The 22863-nt window shown below is 48.5% G+C and carries 17 protein-coding genes and 2 pseudogenes; 9 read left to right on the plus strand and 10 right to left on the minus strand.

What is annotated here, in order from left to right:
* Positions 1–54: 54 nt before the first annotated feature.
* Together R50912_RS12240 and R50912_RS12245 are read right to left on the minus strand one after the other, a co-directional pair.
* The gene (locus tag R50912_RS12240) at positions 55–1122 is read right to left on the minus strand and encodes a YqhG family protein (RefSeq protein ID WP_042235126.1); all 1068 of its coding nucleotides are present in this window, start codon (positions 1120–1122) and stop codon (positions 55–57) included.
* On the minus strand, positions 1122–2867 hold the full coding sequence (locus tag R50912_RS12245) for a DEAD/DEAH box helicase (RefSeq protein WP_042235128.1): 1746 nt from the start codon (positions 2865–2867) through the stop codon (positions 1122–1124). Before R50912_RS12245 ends, R50912_RS12240 begins: the two co-directional genes overlap by 1 nt.
* 549 nt (positions 2868–3416) lie before the next feature.
* On the opposite strand from R50912_RS12245, the gene R50912_RS12250 reads away from it, so the two are divergent.
* From R50912_RS12250 to R50912_RS12260, 3 genes and pseudogenes are all read left to right on the plus strand, one after another.
* Positions 3417–6068, plus strand: a complete 2652-nt coding sequence (locus R50912_RS12250) for an adenosylcobalamin-dependent ribonucleoside-diphosphate reductase (RefSeq protein WP_042235129.1) — start codon at positions 3417–3419, stop codon at positions 6066–6068.
* Between the two features lie 319 nt (positions 6069–6387).
* Positions 6388–6989, plus strand: a pseudogene (locus tag R50912_RS12255) (glycoside hydrolase family 130 protein); the annotation flags it as partial.
* Positions 6990–7323: 334 nt separating this feature from the next.
* Positions 7324–9288 (plus strand): carbohydrate-binding protein, encoded by a 1965-nt coding sequence (locus R50912_RS12260; protein ID WP_063840070.1) that lies wholly within the window; start codon positions 7324–7326, stop codon positions 9286–9288.
* Between the two features lie 91 nt (positions 9289–9379).
* On the opposite strand, the pseudogene R50912_RS36445 reads toward R50912_RS12260, so the two are convergent.
* Positions 9380–9481: pseudogene (locus R50912_RS36445) on the minus strand (hypothetical protein); the annotation flags it as partial.
* Between the two features lie 273 nt (positions 9482–9754).
* Between R50912_RS36445 and tnpA the strand changes: the two are divergent.
* From tnpA to R50912_RS12275, 3 genes are all read left to right on the plus strand, one after another.
* A complete protein-coding gene (gene tnpA / locus R50912_RS12265; protein ID WP_156123092.1) occupies positions 9755–10153 on the plus strand; it encodes an IS200/IS605 family transposase in 399 nt (132 codons plus the stop codon).
* Positions 10154–10161: 8 nt separating this feature from the next.
* On the plus strand, positions 10162–11235 hold the full coding sequence (gene tnpB, locus R50912_RS12270; protein WP_042235130.1) for an IS200/IS605 family element RNA-guided endonuclease TnpB: 1074 nt from the start codon (positions 10162–10164) through the stop codon (positions 11233–11235).
* A 249-nt stretch (positions 11236–11484) separates the two neighbouring features.
* Entirely contained in the window at positions 11485–11973 is a 489-nt protein-coding gene (locus R50912_RS12275; protein WP_042235131.1) for an LURP-one-related/scramblase family protein, read from the plus strand.
* 101 nt (positions 11974–12074) lie between these two features.
* Here R50912_RS12275 and R50912_RS12280 read toward each other — a convergent pair whose 3' ends face one another.
* The 5 genes from R50912_RS12280 to R50912_RS12300 all read right to left on the minus strand — a co-directional run bounded on the left by R50912_RS12280 (position 12075) and on the right by R50912_RS12300 (position 16011).
* The gene (locus tag R50912_RS12280; protein ID WP_042235132.1) at positions 12075–12425 is read right to left on the minus strand and encodes a hypothetical protein; all 351 of its coding nucleotides are present in this window, start codon (positions 12423–12425) and stop codon (positions 12075–12077) included.
* Positions 12426–12436: 11 nt separating this feature from the next.
* Positions 12437–13117 (minus strand): hypothetical protein, encoded by a 681-nt coding sequence (locus tag R50912_RS12285; RefSeq protein WP_042235133.1) that lies wholly within the window; start codon positions 13115–13117, stop codon positions 12437–12439.
* Between the two features lie 22 nt (positions 13118–13139).
* Complete coding sequence (locus tag R50912_RS12290) at positions 13140–13766, minus strand: matrixin family metalloprotease (RefSeq protein WP_042235135.1); 627 nt, start codon at positions 13764–13766, stop codon at positions 13140–13142.
* Positions 13767–14002: 236 nt separating this feature from the next.
* Complete coding sequence (locus tag R50912_RS12295; protein WP_042235137.1) at positions 14003–15214, minus strand: CynX/NimT family MFS transporter; 1212 nt, start codon at positions 15212–15214, stop codon at positions 14003–14005.
* Between the two features lie 230 nt (positions 15215–15444).
* Positions 15445–16011: a helix-turn-helix domain-containing protein gene (locus R50912_RS12300; protein ID WP_042135880.1), complete on the minus strand. Its 567-nt coding sequence runs from the start codon at positions 16009–16011 to the stop codon at positions 15445–15447.
* 220 nt (positions 16012–16231) lie between these two features.
* Here R50912_RS12300 and R50912_RS33260 point away from each other — a divergent pair, with 220 nt between their 5' ends.
* Positions 16232–17686 carry a WG repeat-containing protein gene (locus R50912_RS33260; RefSeq protein WP_052416257.1) on the plus strand — a complete coding sequence of 485 codons (1455 nt, stop codon included), beginning with the start codon at positions 16232–16234 and terminating at the stop codon, positions 17684–17686.
* Between the two features lie 143 nt (positions 17687–17829).
* On the plus strand, positions 17830–19353 hold the full coding sequence (locus tag R50912_RS12310; RefSeq protein ID WP_042235139.1) for a carboxylesterase/lipase family protein: 1524 nt from the start codon (positions 17830–17832) through the stop codon (positions 19351–19353).
* A gap of 26 nt (positions 19354–19379) precedes the next feature.
* On the opposite strand, the gene R50912_RS12315 is transcribed toward R50912_RS12310, so the two are convergent.
* Positions 19380–20144 carry an AraC family transcriptional regulator gene (locus R50912_RS12315; protein ID WP_042235141.1) on the minus strand — a complete coding sequence of 255 codons (765 nt, stop codon included), beginning with the start codon at positions 20142–20144 and terminating at the stop codon, positions 19380–19382.
* A 29-nt stretch (positions 20145–20173) separates the two neighbouring features.
* Entirely contained in the window at positions 20174–20338 is a 165-nt protein-coding gene (locus tag R50912_RS34920; protein ID WP_156123096.1) for a hypothetical protein, read from the minus strand.
* Positions 20339–21121: 783 nt separating this feature from the next.
* Here R50912_RS34920 and R50912_RS12320 point away from each other — a divergent pair.
* Positions 21122–22849 carry an extracellular solute-binding protein gene (locus R50912_RS12320; RefSeq protein WP_042235143.1) on the plus strand — a complete coding sequence of 576 codons (1728 nt, stop codon included), beginning with the start codon at positions 21122–21124 and terminating at the stop codon, positions 22847–22849.
* The last annotated feature ends 14 nt before the right edge of the window (positions 22850–22863 follow it).

A 22863-nucleotide genomic window follows, 5' to 3' on the forward strand; every position in this document is an offset into this window, starting at 1 on the left:
GCCTGCGGGAATTCCGCTGTTTTTTTGTTTGCTTTTAGCGAGCCGGGTCGCATTCTATGTGCTGCGCAGGTGAAACAGCCCGTACGTTACGGCAGAAACTGCAATCTGCGGCTCATACTGCCAGGTGGTCTCTTTGCGGCGGCGGTTGTATTGCTCCTCTATACCAAGGCGTTTCTCCTCATCCTGCTCCTTCAGCAGCTCCTCGTAATAGATGTCCACGATGCTCAGCTCCAGCCGCAGGCGTTCGCGGGCTTCCTCGGCCCAGGTATAATCAAGCAGAGCCAGCTTCGAGGTCAGATATCCCTCCAGCCTGTCGGCTCCGGCGCTCACGGACAGCTCGGAAGGCTGGATGTGGATATTCTCCGGCAGCCTTGGCGTAAGCTCCCGCGAAGCCAGCCGGGCCTCGAAGTCCGGAACAATCAGCCCGGAGGTCAGTGACACCGCGATGAAATGCATCTCTTCACGCTTAAGATCACAGGTCATCTCCACCTTGTAGCAGACGGCAAGCCAAGGCTCGTAGGCGGCTGAGAACAGCGTGGTCCGCTGCCGGAGTCCCGGATCCTCGAACAGCTGCAGACATTTGCCCTCATCCCGTGCCGCTGACCAGATCTGCCGCAGGCGTTTGCTGCCGTAGGTCACATCCTCGCGGCGGATCATGCCCGGCCCGATGCGCGGCAGCTGCGGGACGATGCCGAAGTACCTGGCGAGGATGCTGTCCTCCGGATCAGCGGAGACCCCGGGCGGCACCACACCTCCGGGTGCAGCAGTCATTGCAGCGCCAGGCTCCGCGCCTGCCTCTGCATCCGCCGCACCGTTGCCGCCCGGCAGAGGTCCTGGCGCCGGGCGGACCGCCCCGCCGCGCAGCCGTGCCGCTGGCGCAGCGGCCTGCGCGGCCAGTTCATCGTACTTCTGCGGATCGAAGACGAAGCTGAAGGACAGGGTCTCGGGATCTACGCCGGTGCGCTCCACGAATCCCCAGTAATAAGGGCGATCCGTCAGCATCCGGTCCGCGCGCGGCGAGAGCTTCACCGTCACATGCAGCGGAGAGGATTCTAGAATCGTGCACTCTGTTGCTTCCAGATAATCCATGACCTGTTTGCGTACTTCCACAGGGGTGAGCATTAAGGAGCCACCTCGCTTTCGTCCAGATTGGCATGGGTCAGCTCGCTGATCGTATCGCCGATCTGATCCAGCTCGCTGCGCAGCTCCTCGTCGCTGCGGGCTTCGAGAACGATTTTATATAAGCTTTTCTCAAGCGATTCCTTCTTCTCGAAACGTTCCAGGATGACATCCAGCCCGCCGATAACCATTTCGAACATATTGATTTTTTCATGCAGCAGGTGAAGAATATGCTCCTCGATCGTACCTTCGGTAGAAAGATTGTAGATGACTACATCGTTCTCCTGGCCAAGCCGGTGTACCCGGCCGATCCGCTGCTCTACCCGCATCGGGTTCCAGGGGAGGTCGAAGTTGATCATATGGTGGCAGAACTGCAGATTGATCCCTTCGCCGCCTGCTTCCGTAGCAATCATTACCTGGGCGCGCCCGCGGAAGAGGTCCATCATCCAGTCCTTTTTGCCACGGTTCATCCCGCCGGAGTAAGTGACACACTGCAGTCCATGCTCACGGAAATATTGCAGCAGATATTCCTGGGTCGCCCGGTATTCGGTGAAGACGATGACCTTCTCGTTCATTTGGCGGATCAGCTCCATCGTCTTCTCCGCTTTGGTATTCGTCTTAACGGTACGGATGGTCTGGAGCAGACTCATCATGCGCTCACGTTTCGGTGAATCCGCCGGAAGCTTCTTGATCAGATTCACAAGCGTGACGAACACGGCATCCCGGCTGCTGCATACCTCGCGCTGGAGCGTAACCAAAGAGAGCATACTGCTGAGATTGCCGCCCGCTTCCTGATATTGGTCTTTGACAAAGGCGGTGACGCCGTCATATAATTCTTTCTCCTCTGAAGAAAGGGTGAGCGGGATGTTGCGCACTTTGCGCTTCGTGAAGTTCACCGGACCTTCGCCGCGGCGGTTGCGGATCATCACCTTGGAGAGCTCGCCCCTCAGCTGGACTTCGTTCTTGGGCTGGCGTTTATCGACTACGAAATTGGTGGCAAAATCCCCCTGGTTCCCGAGCTGTCCCGGCTTCAGTAATGTGATCAGATTGAACAGCTCGCCGAGGTCATTCTGCACGGGAGTGGCGGTGAGCAGCAGGCAGTACTTCTTGCGCAGCTGTTGCACGAACAGATAGTTCGTTGATTTCTTATTCTTCAACTTATGGGCCTCGTCGATAATCAGCATGTCGAATTCCTGGCTCAGCAGCATCTCCTTGTGCGGATCACGCTTGGCCGTATCCATGGAGGCGACAACAATGTCATTGCCCCAGGAGTAGGCTTTCTTCTGTGCCACGGCTGAAATACCGAATTTGCTGTTCAGCTCGCGCACCCACTGCAGGACAAGAGACGCAGGGACAAGGATCAGAACTTTACTTACGAGCCCGCGCACCAGATATTCCTTGAGGATCAGTCCCGCTTCTATCGTCTTGCCTAGCCCCACTTCGTCTGCCAGAATGGCCCGGCCTGACATTTCAAACAGCACCTTATGGGCGGTATCCAGCTGGTGGGGAAGCGGGGACAACCCGGACAGATGCTTCAGACACTGGAGCTCATCGAAGCTCGTGATTAGTCCCGATTGTTCACCTTGTACGGCCAGCCGGGATAATCTCCAGTCTCCCCAAGGTCCGCCTTTGTCGAGCTTAGACTCCAGGTCCTGCAGCCAGTTACGCTCAAAGGACAGAGGAACAGGCAGCAGCGGGGCAGGCGTACTGCCCCCTTGCGGCAAGGAATTGCGGAATAATTGCGTCATGTTGCAGCCTCCTCCGGCGCGGTTTCATATCGAAATGCGTAGCAGTAGTATGCGCGTAAAAGAGAGATTTCATAACCTGCTATCCTCCGGCTGCTGCCGTTAAGTATCCGCTTTGGGCCTTGCGATGGTACTGCTGCTGGTGGTGCGGTCAGCTCTGCGGAGCCTGGATATCCGTGACGGAATCTGTCTTCCGGCCCCGGAAGCTTATCAATTTGGAACCTGTAAAAAAGCGAGAAAGAGGGAGAAAATCCACTATCTTTTACCGTTTTTCCGAAATTCCCGCCATGTGCCGCTTTTTTGGAAAAAGAACTCTGATACAATATGTGGTATAGTTGAAAAGCTGATGTATACAATATATTGTTACAAAAGCTTGAAAATTTGATTAATCGCGGTTTTTTGCGGTTATTTGTTATTGACAAGAGGAACTTCCGCTGTACATGCAGGCTGCGGATACCTGCCGCCGGAAGTTCTTGTTGTGGGTTACAAAAAATCTAAGCCCACACCAAGGAACGGAAGTATTACCTATCAATCATCCGGGAGGTTTTTCTATTGAGTACAGTGGAACGCAAGCAGCGTCTTGAGGGGCTGAGTGAGAAAATATTTTTGGACCGTTATGCCTGGAAGGACGCGGACAGCAACAATGCCAAGGTAGGCGATGTAGTGCTCGTCCTGACGAAGGATGATCCGAAATTTCCAACCAAGGAGGTTGGCGAGATTGTTGAGCGCACAGGCCGGATTGTTACGGTGAAGACCCGCAGCGGTGAGCTCGTGCAATCGGATGTGGAGAAGCTGACACTGAATATTGAGAAGACCCCGGAGGAAATGTGGGACCGTCTTGCGGCAGCGATGGCTTCCGTAGAGCAGACTCCCGAGCTTCAGGAAGAGTGGACAGGCAAGTTCCGTTCTATCCTTGATGACTGGAAGCTGGTACCCGGCGGACGGATTGCTGCTGGTGCAGGGGCAAGCGAGGAGCTTACGCTGTTCAACTGTTATGTCGTTCCTTCGCCCAAAGACAGCCGCGGCGGAATCATGCAGACGCTCTCCGAAATGACCGAGATCATGGCCCGCGGCGGTGGCGTAGGAATTAACCTGTCTTCGTTGCGTCCGCGCCGCGCCATTGTCAGAGGCGTGAACGGATCATCCAGCGGCTCAGTGTCCTGGGGCGGCCTCTTCAGCTATACGACCGGACTGATTGAGCAAGGCGGAAGCCGCCGTGGCGCGTTGATGCTGATGATCAATGACTGGCATCCGGATGTGGTGGACTTTATTACCGTGAAGCAGACGATGGGTCAGGTAACGAATGCCAACCTGTCGGTATGCGTAAGCAATGCCTTCATGAAAGCCGTCAAGGAAGATTTGGACTGGGAGCTGGTCTTCCCGGATACCACCGATCCGGATTACGATACAATCTGGGACGGCGATCTAGATAAATGGAAAGCAGACGGCCGCCGCGTTATTCCTTACCGTACCGTAAGAGCGCGCGATGTGTGGCATACGATTATCGAATCGGCCTGGAAGTCGGCTGAGCCGGGCGTAGTGTTCATGGAATATTACAACCAGATGTCCAACAGCTGGTATTTCAACCCGATCATCTGCACCAATCCATGCGGTGAGCAGGGTCTGCCGGGCTGGGGCGTGTGCAATCTGTCGGCCGTCAACCTCTCCAAGTTCTACGATGCGGAGAATCACGACGTGGACTGGGCAGATCTGGCGACAACGACCCGTTATTCCGTGCGTTTCTTGGACAATGTCATCGACAAGACACCGTATCATTTCCCGGAAAATGAAGCCAACCAGAAGCTCGAACGCCGCGTAGGACTCGGCACAATGGGATTGGCTGAGCTAATGATCAAGCTGAATATCCGTTACGGCAGCCCGGAATCCCTGGAGTTCCTGGACAAGCTCTACGGCTTCATGGCCCGCGAAGCTTATCTGGCCTCTGCTGAGATCGCTGGCGAGAAGGGATCTTTCCAGGCTTTTGACACCGATAAATATCTGCAGAGCGGCTTCATGCGTAATATCACCGAGGTCTATCCGGAAGTCGGCGAATCCATCCGTAAGCACGGCATGCGCAACGTTACAGTGATTACCCAGGCACCTACAGGTAGTACTGGAACCATGGTCGGCACTTCGACAGGTATCGAGCCTTATTTCGCATTCAAATATTACCGCCAGAGCCGTCTGGGCTATGACGAGCAGTTCGTGCCGATTGCTCAGGAATGGCTGGAAGCCCATCCGGGTGAAGAGCTGCCTGAATACTTTGTCACTTCGATGGATCTGTCCGCTAAGGATCATATCCGTGCACAGGCTGCAATTCAGCGCTGGGTGGATAGCTCGATCTCCAAGACGGCGAACTGCCCGTCCGACTTCACCGTGGAAGAAACCGCCGAGCTGTACGAAATGGCCTTCGACCTGGGCTGCAAAGGCGTAACGATCTACCGCGACGGCAGCCGTGACGTACAGGTGCTGGAAACGACGAAGAAGGAAGAAAAGAAAGACGCTCCGGCGGCAGTTGAGACGAAGGAAGCGGAGCCCGTGGAAGCTGAAGCTGCTCCGGCTCCAGTCACAGTTGCAGCAGCACCTGCACCACAGCCTGCGGCTAATGTAGTGGACAAACAATACAAGAAACGCCCGCAGGTTCTGCGCGGCGCTACCTATAAGATCAACACGCCATTCGGTATGGCGTATATCACCATCAATGATCTCGACCGCACGCCGGCCGAAATCTTCCTGAACGTCGGCAAAGCCGGCTCCGACGTGTTCGCCATGGCGGAAGCACTAGGCCGTGTCTGCTCGCTGTTCTTGCGTTACGGTGATCACGGTGAGAAGGTCGAGCTGCTGATCAAGCATCTCAAAGGCATCGGCGGCTCCGGCGCCATCGGCTTCGGTGCGAACCGCGTCGAGTCCATTGCTGACGCCGTAGCCAAGGCATTGGAAACCCATGTGCTGAACAACGCCCATGACGATCATGTGCCCGCTCCAATCGCAGCTACACTGGAGCTTGATTTCAACGAAGCGCTGAACGCCGAGCTGAAATCAAGTGTTCCGGCTACGGCTACTGATGATGGACATGGCGGTCATGGAGCACATAGCCATGCTACGGCTTCGCGGGATCTCTGCCCTTCCTGCGGAAGCGCATCGCTGATTAATATTGAGGGATGTAAGACTTGCGGGAATTGCGGGTATAGCCGGTGCGGTTGAGTAGATTATTGGCATGATGATAAGAAAGACTGTGAAATTCCATAATTAAATGGAATTGTACCATAATTCGTTGGATAAGAATTTCATAATTACTGCATTATCTTGGAAAAGAATAAGAATGCGCAGGGGAGGCATGTCCGCAGGGCGGAGGTGGCCTCCCTTCTCTGTATAAAGCTGCCGCAGAAATCTGCCCTTAATGTGGGCTTACCCGCCTTATCCGGATGTGCCAATCCGTCTATAATCAGGTTGTAAGCGAATACATAAGGGATATAAAGGGGGAACTACCAATGATGAAGCGTATGCAAATAACATCTCTGAGGTTACCGATGATCTGGAACACTTCGAGGTGCTCAGCCTGTCTACACCGGACCTGCGCAATATGGTACTGTTTCCCGAGTTGATCGGCGGCAAGTATGTCCGGCTGGAGCGTCCCTTCACGGTATACAGCCGCGGCGGCCGGGACCGCTTCGATGCCTGGATCTCCGAGTCGCCGGACCTGAAGCATTGGGGCAACTCCAGCCTACTGCTCGCCGTCGAGCAGGTGCCGTTTGCCAATGACAAGATTGGCCCGTCCGCACCTCCGGTCCGGACGGATAAGGGCTGGCTGACCACCTTCCATGCGGTGGATGTGGGGTTGGGAGGACACCTGGAAGAAGCGCTATACCGCCGGAATTATGCTGCTGGATCTGGAGGATCCCCGCAAGGTGATCGGCATGAGCAGGGGAGCCGCTGCTGGCACCGGAGACAGACTATGAGATTGGCGGGGGCTTCCGCAATCATGTGATTTTCCCAGGTGGGATGATTCTGGAGGATGACGGCGAGGTCAAGATCTATTACGGCTCTGCGGATACGGTGGAATGTCTGGCAACGGCCCATGTGGACGATCTGCTCCGGCTCTGTCTGGAGCCGGAGCATAGATAAGATTGGAAGCAGGCTGAGGGCGGAAATGCGGAGTAACAGTGGGGTCATGTGCCATGATTGAGCGGCTTGCGCGGAGATTGATTGTGCATAAAATGCAACAATAAAGCTCAGTAGTAGCGACCAACGCAGAAATCCTGCACAAGGTGCAACAAAACCGGGGCCGTATTTTAAAAAGGAAACTTTGCTGATGCAGAAAAGGTTAGTATTACTCTGCCACTTCCGAAGCTGAACAGGAATATGGTCGATTTTATGAAAAAAGTAATAGAGCATCACTGGTGAAATCATGATTCACTGATGACCTGGTGTTTGCTAAAAAATATGAAAGAGGTGTTTAATGATGTTGAAAAGGTTCAAATTATTAAGTGCATTATTAATTTTTTGTATGGCCAACCTGTTACCAGTCTTTCCTTTGACAGCAAGCGCGGCGGGTACAATTGTAAGCTATCCATTACCGTCGATCTATACCACGACCAGTCAATATACGGTAACAGCAGACTCTACGAATATACCGGTAACCGACACTTCGGAAGTATTTGTAAACTATAATTATTGTAATTTCTCTTTTTCAGGTACGACTACAATCACAATAACAGCAAGCGAGACAATCAATACCTATAATATTTCTCCCAAAGCTTTGGGAATCACAGCAACAAAGAGCGGAAACACACTCACATTTACAATTTCATCACCAACCTATCTTATAGTTAAAATCAATAACCTGAAAGATCTGGTCATTGCGGCAGATGCTCTTGAAACTAATGTTCCGGCTTCATCCGGTACAGGTATATACAATGTTAAAACCGGGTACGGTGCCGACAGTACCGGTGCCACTTTGGCTACAACTGCAATACAGAACGCCATCAATGCGGCTAACGCAGCAGGTGGCGGTATCGTATACGTTCCAGCCGGAGTGTACAAGAGCGGAAACCTTGTTCTAAAAAGCAATGTTTCGGTTTATCTGGAGGGTGGTTCTGTTATAAGGGGTTCAGGAAATCCAAGCGATTACACTACCCATTTCCATAAGAATTCTCTGAATAAGGATGGAACATGGTTTATTTATACCGAAACCAATGCAAACAATATTAAGATATACGGCAGAGGGACTATTGACGGCAATGGCCATTATATGAGAAATACAAACAATTATTTGAACAATATTCTTGTACCCTTGCAGTGCAGCAACTTCACGGTTGACGGCATAACCATAAGAGATAGCGGCGGCTGGGCTACAATCGTTACCAGATCTAATAACGTAACCTTCCAGAATACCAAGCACTTCAACAACAATGAACTTGATTATGAAAATGATGCTATAGATATTCAAGAGAGCCAGAATGTACTCATTAAGCACACTGTAGCAGTATCGGAGGATGACACCTACTCATTTAAGACCTGGGATGTAGCCACTACGGATATCGCTGCTAACTGGCCGGGAACTCCTGAAAACCAGTCTAATGTAGTTGTGGATGATGCTTTGGCTTGGAGCAGATGCGGAGCATTCAAGGTCGGAGATGGAGTAAAACAGCTTCAGGATGGCATCGTTGTTAAGAACTCTTATGTATACCGGTGCTGGCGCGCTTTGGCGGTAGGTCATCTTTATGGGACTCCAGCAGCACAAAACATCATATTTGACAATATAGATGTAGAAGGCTTCTGGCCAAGATCCGGTGTTCACTCCAGATGGTTTGATCTTTCTGCAAAAACCGGTCCGATCAAAAATGTGGTCTATAATAATATCAATTTACGCGCTTTAGGTGAAGTTTCAATCATGAAGGGTTGGAGTGACACATCTACTGTCTCCGGAGTTACATTAAACAATGTTCGCGTTGGTGGAGTTGCGGTAAATAATTTGGCGGATTTGAAAATAACAGATACTAACAGCTATGCTGCAGCTCCAAAATTCAACACATTGAAATTTGAAGCGGAAGGTTATAACCTTAGTTCAGGTGTTATATCCTATGAGGAAAGCACGGATGGCGGGCTGGATGTTGGCGGAGGGAGTAATGGCGACTATATCGCATTTGAAAATGTAGACTTTGGCAGTACAGCTAAAACAAGTATTGATTTGAAGGTTGCATCCGCTAACTCCGGCGGAAGGATAGAATTCCACTTGGACAGTCCTACAGGCACTATGCTGGGTTATTGGACGGCAGAAACCACAGGCGGATGGCAGACATGGTCCCTCAAGAATATCTCGCTTAATGCCGGGACAGCTGTAGGAACTCATTCTGTATATGTTACTTTTGTTAAATCAGATTCCACCACAGTTGCCAATTTAACCTGGTTCCAGTTCAAATAAAAGTTTTTTCTACGAATGACCAAATAATACAAAAAAACAGCAAGTCTCTAAGTGAAGTGAAATAGGGACTTGCTGTTTGAGGTTTCAATTCATTCTTAAAGCTATGAATTGGAGCTGGGATTCGTCCGCCACGATTAACGAAGTTCGCGCAGTTGAATCCGGGTACTACTATAACTGTTGCATATCCGAGCAGGCATCGGATTCTGCCAAATGTTTTAAATTGGAGCTATATTAAAAATTCCCGGTGAGGTAATTCTCTCATCCGGGAAATTTGTGCGTGAAGCAGTACTAATTAATTCTTAAATTATTTCCTGATTTTGCTGATTTTTTTGGCGGTTACATGGGCTGGGTAAGAATCATCGCTTGCGGTATAGGTTATTTCAATCGGTCTTTCTCATAGACAAATACAACCTAAAATATTACAATAAAACTATTCAGTAGTATTATGAAATAGGTTGTGATATCCGTGGAATTAGACACAAATAATCATTCAGTATTCTCTCTTCATTATCATCTTGTGCTAGTCGTGAAGTACCGCAGAAAAGTAATAGACGATGACATTTCGAATCGGTTACAAGAGATATTTGAGTCTATTCAGCCTAATTACAATATCACCCTGCAGGAATGGAAGCATGACAAGGATCATGTTCACATTCTAATGAAAGCTCACCCCAATAGCGATATTTCTAAATTTCTGAACGCTTATAAGAGTGCATCCTCCCGTCTAATTAAGAAAGAATTTCCTGTAATTCGTCAACAGCTGTGGAAGGAATATTTCTGGTCCAGAAGTTATTGTCTACTGACGACTGGCGGTGCGCCGATTGAAGTCATCCGGAAGTACATCGAATCTCAAGGTCAGAAATGAGGTGGCAGGTGTTAAAGGCTTCTAAGTATCGAATCCATCCCACCTCTGAGCAAGAGCAGTACTTCACTAAAGTATTCGGCGCTGTTCGCTTCATCTACAATCGAATGCTTGCAGACAAGATTGAACATTACAAGCAAACGGAAACGATGCTCCAAACGACACCTGCGCCCTACAAAAAGGATTTTGCCTGGCTGAAAGAAGTGGATAGTCTAGCCTTAGCCAATGCCCAGCTTCACTTAGAGAAGGCGTATCAGAATTTCTTCCGTGAACCGAACGCGGGATTTCCAAAATTCAAGAGCAAGAAGAGGAATAGCCATAGCTTCACAACCAATAACCAGAAGGGAACCATTGCCATTACAGAGGGAAGGATCAAAATTCCCAAACTAAAAACGAAAATCAAAATCAAGCTGCACCGTCCATTCGAGGGACGTATTCAATCATGCACCATTTCCAAAACACCCACGGGAAAATATTACGCTTCCGTATTGGTGGAAACGGATATCATCCCATTGCCCCCACTCGAGACGAAGATCGGTGTGGATCTGGGGTTGAAAGACTTTGCGATTCCTTCACATGGCGAAATCATACCGAATCCGAAGTACTTGCGGAAGTCTGAACAACGATTAGCCAAGCTGCAAAAGGACTTGTCACGAAAGAAGAAAGGGAGCCGTAACCGGTATAAAGCAAGGCTGAAGGTCGCCAGACTGCATGAAAAAATAGCGAATCAACGGAAAGACTTTTTGCACAAAACGTCCACCCAAATGATAAACGAAAACCAAGTGATCGTGATGGAGGACTTGCGTGTAAAGAACATGATGCAGAATCATAAGTTAGCCAAAGCCATATCCGAAGTGTCTTGGAGCCTGTTCAGAGACATGCTGACCTACAAAGCGAAATGGTACGGCAGAGAATTAATCATTGCCCCCAAACACTTTGCAAGCAGTCAATTGTGTTCCTGCTGTGGCTACAAAAATGCAGAAGTAAAGAACCTAGCCGTACGGGAGTGGTCCTGTCCTGCCTGTCATACGGAGCATGACAGAGACCGGAATGCGGCACTGAATCTTCTACAACTAGCCATGTAAATGGCCCTTAGCGGGTTAGGAACTAGCCTATAAGCTTGGGTAAACTTGGAGCAGTAGCTCTATTGACCAAGAAGCACCCACCTCTTAGGTGGTGTGTAGTTCACTATAGGACATTAATGTAATTTGGGCTGTGCTGGTAAAGCATTCTGTTCTACAGGTGAAGGTATAGAGATCCTATCTTTGATATACTTGGGTTATACTGGAGGGAGAAAGTTATGGGAATAGGCTATATCGAAGGGGGAGACGGAGATGACGGAGCTTTTTATTAAGCAGAAGGTGTTCAGTCTAAGAGAGAAGTTTACGGTGAAGAATCAGCAGGAGCAGGATGTCTATTATGTAGAAGGCAGCTTTATGCGGATTCCTAAGACATTCGCCATTATGAATACGGCTGATGAGGAAGTCGCACTGATTACCAAGAAGGTATTCAGCTTTTTACCGAAGTTTTTTGTGGAGGTGGACGGCCGGGAGGTGCTCACGATTAAGAAGGAGTTCTCTTTCTTGAAAGCACGCTATACGATAGATTCGGCTGACATTGAGGTGCATGGGAATTGGTGGGACATGGATTTTCAGGTTATCCAACGCGGAGCCGTCATAGGTGAAGTCAACAAGAAGTGGTTCACCTGGGGCGACAGCTACAGTGTTCAAGTATTGAATGAGGAGATGGAGGCGGTCATCATCGCGATTGTTGTCGCCATTGATTGTGTGAAGGCTGACGATGCTGCGGCTTCCCAGCAGTAGGTGTTTTTATAAAAGGTAACCATGTTACAGATACCCAAAAAGCTGCTCTTTCATCACTGAAAGCAGCAGCCTTTTGGATAGGTATTCCTATTACCGTGCAGTTATCTGAAAGCTTTTCTATACTCTCCTTCAATCAGGACAGCGATAACGGAAGCCTCGTCCTGGCCCTCAACTTCATAAAATGGACTCCCCTTCGGGGCAATGGTTGAATCTCCATCTTTCTCCGGCAAGGATTTGTCCGGGTCGATGTACCTTATTACAGTTCCGATTTCTTTGCCTATCCGCTCTGCTGCGATTGTGTCATCAGTAACTACATAGGCTTTGTTATTCCATACAATAACTGGTGGGTAGGGGAGTACAGGATATTCAGTAGTGTTATCCTTAAGTGAACATCCTTGAAGGACGAGGATGAATACAATCAAGATGAAGGTTTTTTTAAAAATTTTATCCACCCACTTGTCTATTATTGAGAGTAATCACCAAATATTTTTTCATTATTGATGCGAATTTCTTCTTTTGTCATCTCGTGTATTGGATTTGCTTTTAAGTCTTCCAGGGTATTTTCAATTTCTTCTTGTATTGTAGCAGGATTAAATGTTGTTTTTTCAAGTGGTAAATCAATAGTGCTAATATTTTTTAGGATTTCTTCCTGTTTGGTACCATCGGAAACAAATGAGAATTTTCCTTGTAGCATCCCTGTTAACACATAATAGTCTTCGCCTGAATTGGCCAAATCACTATCATCTTCTGATAGAAACAGAACGACCTCCTCACCGGGGATGAAGCTTGGGTAACCCTCAGAAATAACCTTCGTATTCCCTATTTCACCACTGTTTATTCGGACGGTAATTTTTTCTTTATTATAAGGTATATTTTTATAAACATCTTGTATGCTGATTTCTATATCCGTTTGTACAATATTTCTTATTTCTGTTCCCTTTTCTTGGTTTGGATTACTCCACTTACTAGGTAGTATATTTTCGACTTTTCCCTTGACTATTACGGATGAATTGTTAATTAACTCACGTTTATCTAACAGTGGGATATCACCTGCAATGATAACTGTTTTGTGTTCTGGAATAATATTGAATACTACTATGCCTAAAATAAATGAAATAATTGCGACAGTGAAAATTTTCCTCATGATAGGCCTCCTTTATGTGTTTCTAATATAAATCCACAATAGCACTTTTATCATCGTCGGCGAGATCACGTTTATAAATAGTGCCTTTAGAAGAGCCGGATATCATAGTGGCGCCAGCAACGGTTGAATGATCAAGTCCAAGCAAATGACCAAGTTCATGTGTGAAACTATTTCCAACATCATAAAAATCCGGATGACCTGCAGGATTATTAGACCAGGGATGAGATACGTTTACGTCTATATCAGCTTCGTATAAAGCTTTCCTAGGCCAAAGTCCATCGTATACCCATCCACTTGTTGTATAATGTGTCTGTTGCAGGTACTCATTTGTTCCCCGTTCCCCGCGCGTAACTTGATTAAGATCGTTATCATTGGGATATGCAGTATTAGTAGATGTGGCACCAATACTTATTAGAGTTCCTGCACCTGCAGCATTCCACTGCGATGCACCATTTTGCATTGCGGTAATACTATTTGAATCAAACCCATTGAATGGTCTTACGACAATCGCTCCGCCGCTGGAAGGATGCGGCCTGTAGCCTGCGTCATGTACAAAATTATATGCATATGCTGACCCGATCCCAAGAAAAAAACAACATAGAATAATTCCAAGGGATACTATTTTTCTGAAACCGTTCTTTTTCATCATTCATTTACCTCCATACTCATAGGGTTTTATGAAAATTGTTAGTACCTGAATATGAAATAACCTCCTTTCAAAAGCGCTATATAATCTCAATATTATTCATTATATACCATAATAAGGATTTGTTTGGTATATAACCCTTATTAATACCGTTTATTGGTTTTGAATCATTTATCTATTTAGGTCAAGAATATCAGCATGTTCTCCTTTACTACAAAGGTGAAGCCTTGTGGCCGGCATTAGCCACGTTGACTTGACTTGCTGCCTACAAAACGGTTACTTGCTGCTCCTATACCGACTATGAAGAGTAGGACTGAAGCTCCAAGCAGAATGTAGAGCGGCAGGTTCCAGCTATTTGTGGCATCATGCAGATAACCGATAAGGGCAGGACCGATTGCGGCAAGAAGGTATCCGACCGATTGCGCCATGCCTGACAGTTCTGCTGCCTGCTGCGCGTTATGAGTACGTAACCCGAAAAACATCATGGATAAGCTAAAGGCGAAGCCCCCACCAATACCGAGTATTATGATCCACAACAAAATGATATTAGAGCTTCCATAAAGCATTCCGAGCGTTCCTGTCAAAAGTAAAATGGTTGTGATGACCACCAGGGAGCGCTGGTTTGACATGCGCCCGGCAATAACAGGGACAATAAAGGTAAATGGAAGCAGCGCCAATTGCATAATTGAGAGGTACCATCCTGATTGGTTTAAGTCAATGCCTTGCTGTTGTAGAATTTCAGGCAACCAAGCGATCAGTACATAGAAAATCATGGACTGCATACCCATAAACAGGGTCACTTGCCATGCAAGAGGTGAACGCCAAACATTCACATCATTGCCCGCATGCAGTTGACTCGTCGGGGCTGTTTGCTTTGTATGGTTTCTCATTTGAGGTAACCAGCAGAGAATTGATATAAAGCTTAGGATTCCCCATATTCCCAAGGAGCCCTGCCATTTCAAACCAGCATTCGCGGCTAGCGGTACACTGATTCCCGATGCGACGGCTCCGGATAAACTCATTGAAATTGCAAAAATACCAGTCATCGAACCGATTTTGTCAGGAAAATTACGTTTGATTAGACTCGGTAATAATACATTACAAACGGCAATAGCGAATCCGAGAATTGCTGTTCCAATATACAGATTTACAGCGCCAGATAAAGAACGTACTCCAATACCAACAGTCAAAAAGATCAGGGCAATCAAGATTAAAAGTTCCACTCCATACTTCCGTCCCAGTTTTGGCACTAGAGGCGATAATATAGCAAAGGTAATCAGAGGTACCGTTGTTAAGAGGCCCGCTAAAGTATTAGAAATATGAACGTCATCCCTGATAAGACTTACTAAAGGACCGACTGAGGTTAAGGGAGCACGTAAATTAGCTGCAATAATGATAATGCCGAGTATTAGTAGCCCAATAGATGATGGTGAAATTTTTTTATTCGGCATTCTTCATTCTCCTACCAGAAAAATATATTATATTATCCGCGCGGACATTAAAAGTATATTATAATATATTAAAATTAACAATAAGTATTTTATAATTACTGATTTTGAAGAATTTAAATTCCTTGATGTTTAAAATTATTACATTCGATAATAACAAAAATACAACCCTGCGTTCCCATATATAAATGGAATACAGAGTTGCATATTATAGTGGAGATTTATCTTTATTTTTAGAAACCGTATTTCAAGGCTATATGGAGTACTGTTTCGCTATTCGTATTATTGGTATAAGAGTGAGGACTATCTGCACGAAAACTGATTGTATCATATTGATTCAAGGTGTAACGCTCTCCATTGACTTGAATTTCAATAGAACCCGTCATTACTGTTGCAATTTCAGTTGTATTTACATGATGACCTTCAGGATGGTAAGAACTATTAGGATTTAAATAAGCCCGGCACATTTCAATATCATTGCTGGCATTTTTGAAGACGGGCTCTATGCTCCAATTCTTATTGTCATTCGAAAACCGGAGTCCTTCGCCTGCCCGGTACAAGCTAACGGGGTCCTCTGATTTGAACAAGGCCAACAGCGGTAAAGAGATGCCTTTTGAAATTTTCCATATCATCGCCAAAGTCGGATTGGTCTCGCCGCGTTCGATATTCCCCAGAGTAAGTTTGCTTACGCCCGTTGATTCCGCTAAATCCTCCAGACTCATGTTTTTTTCTTTTCTGTACCTTTTCAAGGCACTGCCGATTTGTAACACAAGTTGTTTTGATTCATCGATTTCATCCATTTGATATTCACCTCAACAATTACTGTATAGCTAGTATATTGTTTATTCTGACTCTTTTCCATACGGGTAGTCCGGATTTATTGTAACTCAGCAACTAATCCACAACACTCGCGTCTAAAAGAATAGATTCCAGTATCATCCATTCGGAGCATTTCACAGGGGGATTTATTCTATATACTCACATCGTTCGTTTATTCAGAATCACCGGCTGGCGGCAGTTTTGGCAGCGGGTTTGTTCGCGCTGGCCGCATTCTTCGGGCTTGGCAGCGCATATGCCCATGCGGACCGCTGGGAGGTGTTTGACCAGGGCGAGCATTTATTTTTTCTGGAGGGGCCAATTGAGATTGACGGAGTGGTTATGGTGCCCCTGCGCCCGATAGCGGAGCGGTTTGGCTATACCTTTGTGTCCGTAAGCAATAAGGAAATTGTGCTTAAGAATGCGGAAGGGCACAGAGCCGTAATCCGGCTGGGCACCAAAACAGCATTGCTCGATGATGACGGCGGTTCGAAAACGCAGCTGATGGCGCAGATTCCCCGCAACTACAACGGTGCATGGTTTATTGATCTGGCGCTGGCAGGAGCCATGGGCGGTCAAGGACACTCTACAGTTCCCGGGACAAATCTGATTCAGCTTCGTCCCGTGTCAGGCGATGCCCAGGAGCAGCTGGAGCAGCTGGAGCAGCAGTATTGGTTCAACTTCATTGATAAGGGCAAAACGGTATTTGTTAATAATCAGGGGCAGGAGCAACTACGGACTTCCAATACTCCGGTGTATGACTTTGGTTATGAAGAACTGCTTCCGGTGAAGACATCCGCCTATACGGCTGGCTTCATGAACCGGGCAGGAGAACTGGCGTTAGATACGCCGCATTATCAAGTGGGACAGTTCTATGAGGGGTTGGCCTGGTTTAAGGATATGGTCAAGACGGGAAGCGGCGGCTTTTCCGTGAAAATGGGCTTTATGAACCGTGCAGGAAAGATCGTCATTCCGGCCATTTACAGCCGTGTGTATGATTTCTCGGATGGGCTCGCGAAGGTGGCCGGAGGCAAGACCTTTTATATCGACCACAATGGAACAATAGTTATACCAGGCGTATCGGGGTTGCAGAAAAGTGAGTCTTTCTCTAATGGCCTTGCTCTAGTTACGGTACGGACAACAATCGGCGGTAAAAGCGTCATCCGGACGGGCTTTATCGACACCAAGGGGAAATGGGCAATCAAGCCGATATATGAATCCGCCAGCTCCTTTTCTGAAGGCGTGGCTACCGCGGTATTGAACGGCAAAAGCGGTCTCCTCGATACCAAAGGAAAGTTGATTCTGAAGCCTGAGTTCAGTACTGGTAATGGGTTTGTAGGGCAGTTCCATGACGGTTATATTTTGCTGACGCTGAGCGGAGGAGAATACGATTATACACAGCGGCTTGTTGATGCTAATGGGAATATTAATGCCATTCCAGGTGCCGATCAAATTAATGGGTATGGCGATGGCATGATTTCTTATAAGGACGGCGGGTACGGCTTCAAAAATGTGGCGGGCGATGTGATCGTAAAGCCTTCTTTCTCATATGTACGGGATTTCAAAGCCGGAGCAGGCAAAGGGTTCAAAGATATCAACAATGAACAATCCGCATATCTGATCAATAAAGCAGGGGAAATCGTCTGGAGTACAAAATAGCATAAACTCTGATCCACTCGAATGTTAGGATACATCAATTATGATTTGGCTTAGATCATTGTTTTCGATAGGGCGGTAAATTAGAATTTGTAGTATAAGTTAGTTATTGAAAACGCATTCACCTTCACAAAGGAGTCGGGAACATGCTTAGAATAGCAAAAGTTGAAAACGGGACGGTCCAGGGACTGCCGGCAGCCGATCCCCGGATAACAAGCTTCAAGGGGATACCCTTCGCTGCTCCGCCTATAGGCGACAACCGCTGGCGGGCGCCACAGCCGGCTGCAGACTGGGAGGGTGTGCTGCATGCATACCAGTTCGCACCGGTCTCCATGCAGGTAAGGCAAGAGCTGGATGATAATAACATCTATACCCGCGAATGGGCCGTAGAACCGGACATTGCGATGAGCGAGGATTGTCTGTACCTGAATGTGTGGACTCCAGCTAAACATCCGGGCGAGAAGCTTCCCGTATTCGTATGGTATTTTGGCGGAGGTCTGCAGGTAGGCCATCCGGCTGAGATGGAATTTGACGGCGAACGTATCGCACGCAGAGGCATAGTGGTAGTGACAATCAACTACCGTCTGAATGCTTTCGGATTTCTTTGCCATCCCGAAATAACAGCGGAAGCGCCGGAGGCGCCAGCCAATTTTGGCAACCTCGATCAACAGGCAGCGACCCGCTGGGTGAAGCGCAATATTGCGGCATTCGGAGGCGATCCGGACAATATCACCATCGGCGGACAGTCTGCCGGCGGCGGGAGTGTCATGAGCCAGCTGACTTCACCCCAGAACGAAGGTCTTTTTCAGAGGGCGATTGTTGAAAGCGGGATTTTCACGAAGCTGTATCCGGGAACCCTGCTGCCTCCTCACCGCAGTGATCTGCAGGAGGCTGAGCATGACGGTACCCGGTTCTTCAATTACCTGGGCGTATCTTCGCTTGCAGAAGCCCGGCAGCTGGATGCGGTCTATCTTCGGGACAAGGCCGTGGAGTACGGGGCATTCTGGGGCACGGTCGCAGACCAGAGATTCCAAACAGGCAACCCGTTCGATTTGTTTCTTCAGAACAAGCGCTTGAAGGTGCCGGTAATGTTGGGCCATACCTCCTCGGAGTTCTTTAGCACCCCTGGCGCCGTAACATTTGACGAGCTCAAGAAGCTGGCCGCAGATATGTTCGGTGAGGATGCCGGTACATTTCTCGAGCTTTGCGGGGATCAGACTGTTCCAATAGAGGAAGCCAGACAGAGAGCTTCGGTTAGCGGAATAGAATATGCGATTCGCATTGCTGCGCGGGCCAATGCCGACACCGGCAGCGAAACTCCGCTTTACTATTATAATTTCGATGCTGAAATACCGGGCTGGGATAATCCCGGCACCTTCCACTCTGTGGATCTCTGGTTCTTCTTCGAGACGCTTGCCAAATGCTGGAGGCCTTTTGTTGGCAAGCATTATGATTTGGCCCGGCAGATGTGCAATTATTGGGCCCATTTCATCCGTTCCGGAGACCCGAACGGCCCAGACTCCACAGGAGCGGAGTTACCCCGGTGGGAACCGTATACCCCGGACGCGCCGTACGGGATGCTGTTTGCAGACAAGGCGGAGTTTTCCAGACAACAACCGGAGGCCATGATGGATTTCCTGGTTCAGCAATATTTCAAGAACTGCGAATAAACCGGTTTGATTGGAGGTCTCCCATGCTAGCGTTTGGCCTGCTTCTGGAAATTTCTCGGCGTAAGCCCGGTCATTTGCTTGAATTGCCGGCAGAAGTGTTCCACATTCTGATATCCGCACCGTGAAGCCACATCGGCAATGCTCTGGGCATTGTAAATGAGGTATTCCTTCGCCATGCGGATCCGGCTGCTGATGACATCATCCATACAGGAGATTCCGAAGCTTTTTTTGTAAATGCTCTGGAGATAGCCTGGGCTAATGCAGAGAAAATCAGCCATTTTTGAAACAGTCCAGTAGTCTCCGGGGTTGCCTTGAATAGCCGTGCGCAGCTTCAGCAATTTGTAGTATTGAGGTGTAATATTATCCTGGAAATAGGATTCCCACAGTTTGTTGAACAAGGTCCGGAGCAGATAATCGATGGAGGATTCTTTGCAATTCCGGTCGAAATTGTGTTCGCTGACCATCAGCTCAAGCAGCTTTTGGCAGTAGTCAGGGTCATTTAACGCAAAGGGCACACCCGAAGGAAGCGGAGACTCCGTAATATAGGGTTCATTGGATTCGAAGCGGATCCAGTCATTGACGAAATGACCGGCGCTGGCCCGGTAATAGACTTTTTGCTGTGGACGATAGAGGATTACATTGTGAGCGGGATAGAGCTTAAGTCCGCCATGTACCCAGAACTCTGCTGGAGTCTTGGTAATAACAAGCAGCCAATGAGAACCTACGGGAACATCAATAACGAAATTACCAGCGTGTGAAGTATTGCACTCAACATAGTGGATAAGAGCCATCACGTTCTCCTCCTGGCAGGGTATCGGATTTAATGAATCTCGCGGAATTCCTCCGGCGTGATTCTCGTTGCTTTGTTAAACAGACTCCAGAAATAATTGGGCGTTAGCCCTGCCTTCCCGGCCCGCAATTCCAGCTCGAATGGAAGGTGGGCTTTTTTGTGCATCTCGGGCAACAGTTCGGTTATTTTGTCCAAATGATTGGTGCTCCGGGAAGGGCGCAAGAAATTATAGTGTTCAATTTCATGAAATAAATCTTCAAAGGCCGACTGCAGCAGAGAATCATACTTCTGGATCCAGATTGACGACCCGGAATACCGGTTCTCCAGAAAGTAAGCCGGGAACGCATGACCGTTAAACTGAATCTGGAATATATTCTACAGGTCCTCTTCGGAGCAGTAATAACGCATACGGTCGTTCGGGAAATGAAGAAAAGCATCACCCCGCTTCCACTGGCGATATAATGCAAACTGAAATCTCTGATTCCATTCGGCCGGTTCACGTTATGGTCGTACGGCCGGATGTAGTTTCCCACGCAATGCGGAAAGCAGAAAAAACGGAATTCCGATAAATTAGGCAAATAATAAGCTCGCATGTTGTTGCCGTTTCACCTTTCCTATAGCTTCCAAAGCTTAATATAGTTTCAGTAATAGTATAATAATATTATTTCGTCAAGGGTTTTGGATAATGCCCCCCATAATGAAGGCATCGAACAGCAGAACCTTCTCGGCTCGTTTGTTAAATCTATCACAGGGATGCGGAGGATTGTGACGAACCGGCGGTCAAAGGGACTTTTGAGCCGGACACCAAACCCAAGCCAATTGCGATGAGGGCAAATTGAGTTTAAAGTACCGCATCAGGTATTGTGTCAATGCCGGATAAGTGAAGTAAAAATGTGAGCGTTGTCAATAAATAGATGCCTCCCCCATAATGAAAGCGTAACCAAATAAAATCTGTACTATTTGAACTGGGGGTTGACTATGAACACAGGTACAAGGAATGGTTCGGTATGGCTGAAAAGCACTTCAATACTGCTCCTGTCTGCACTGCTGTTGTCCGCTTGCTCGGGCAAGTTAGAATCCGGTAACGGCGGCAAGGAAGCGGCAGCCGGCAATGATCCGAAGGCAAGCGCATCCGTCGATGAGAGCCCGCTCGGGAAATATGATCCTCCGATCGAAGTGTCGTTCGTCAGAGACCTCAGCGATGTGGTAGAGAATAACGTGCTTGGTGTGCTGAAGGATGAGACGATTGATAACAACCGCTGGACCAAGTTATACGAGGATCAGCTCGGAATCAAGATCAAGTATAACTGGATTGTGAAGGGCAGCCAGACCTCGGATCAATATTTGCAGAAGATCAATGTCACACTGGCCTCCGGCGACTTGCCGGATGTGACTCCGGTCAACGCCACACAGCTCAAGCAATTGGCCGATTCAGACCAGATTGAGGATATGACGGCGCTATATGAAAAGTACGCCTCCCTGTTCACCAAAAAGGTGCTCGCCGGGGAAGGGACGAGTGTATTCGACGCGGCGACCTTCGACGGGAAGCTGATGGCGATTCCGAGCCTGGAATCCTCCATTGAACGGTCGATGTACATCTGGATTCGTACCGATTGGCTGGAGAAGCTGGGACTGCAGCCGCCGAAGAACATGGCGGATGTGCTTGCCATCTCCGAAGCCTTCGTGGAGAAGGATCCGGACGGGAACGGCAAGAAGGATACCATGGGCCTCGGCATCACCAAGGATCTGTGGGGAGGGGCAATGGGGCTGGAAGGCTTCATGGCCGGGTACAATGCTTACCCGAATATCTGGGTGGATGACGGCAGCGGCAAGCTGGTCTATGGCAGCATTCAGCCTGAAGTGAAGCAAGCGCTCCAGGTGCTCCAGGATATGGCCAAGAAGGGACAGCTCGACCAGGAGTTCGGGGTCAAGGACGGCGGCAAGGTCTCTGAGCTGATCTCCGCAGGCAAGATCGGGATGGAGTACGGGGAGCAATGGAATTCCATCTGGCCGCTGCAGCTTAATCGTGACAATGATCCCAAGGCGCAATGGCAGGCCTTCCCGATTGTCTCGGAATCGGGCGATACGCCGAAGGTGCCGCTTAAATTCAGCACCACCCGCTTCTTCGCGGTCAAGAAGGGAGCTCCGCACCCTGAAGCTGTAATCAAAATGTTCAATCTGCATGTGGAGAAGAACTGGGGCGAGACGGCCGAATTCGACAAGTACTATGCACCGCCGGAAGCGGAGAGTGTCTGGCAGCTGTCTCCAGTTACACCGTATCCGGTAACGAAGAATGTGGACGCCTTCCGTGAAATTGATGCTGCCCGCAAGGCCGGTGATTTCTCCACCCTGAAAGGCGAAGCCAAGACGATCCAGGGGAAGCTGGAGTCCTATGCTTCAGGTTCAACGGAGGGCTTCTCTCTATGGGGCTGGGAGCGGATCTATGGCGAGCAAGGTTCCATGGGAATAGCTGACCAGTACATCAAGAATGACCAGTTCCTGCAGGAGAAGTTCGTCGGCGCTCCGACACCGACCATGGTCGAGCGCAAAACGACGCTTGAAAAGCAGCAGAATGAAATATTCGTCAAAATTATTTTAGGTGATCCTATCGACAAGTTCGACCAGTTTGTGAAGGATTGGCAGAAGCTGGGCGGGGATCAGATTACGCAAGAGGTCAATGAATGGTACGAATCGACTAAGAAATGATGTGCCCCGGAGGA

Source organism: Paenibacillus sp. FSL R5-0912, assembly GCF_000758605.1.
In the GTDB taxonomy this organism is placed as follows: Bacteria; Bacillota; Bacilli; order Paenibacillales; family Paenibacillaceae; genus Paenibacillus_AQ.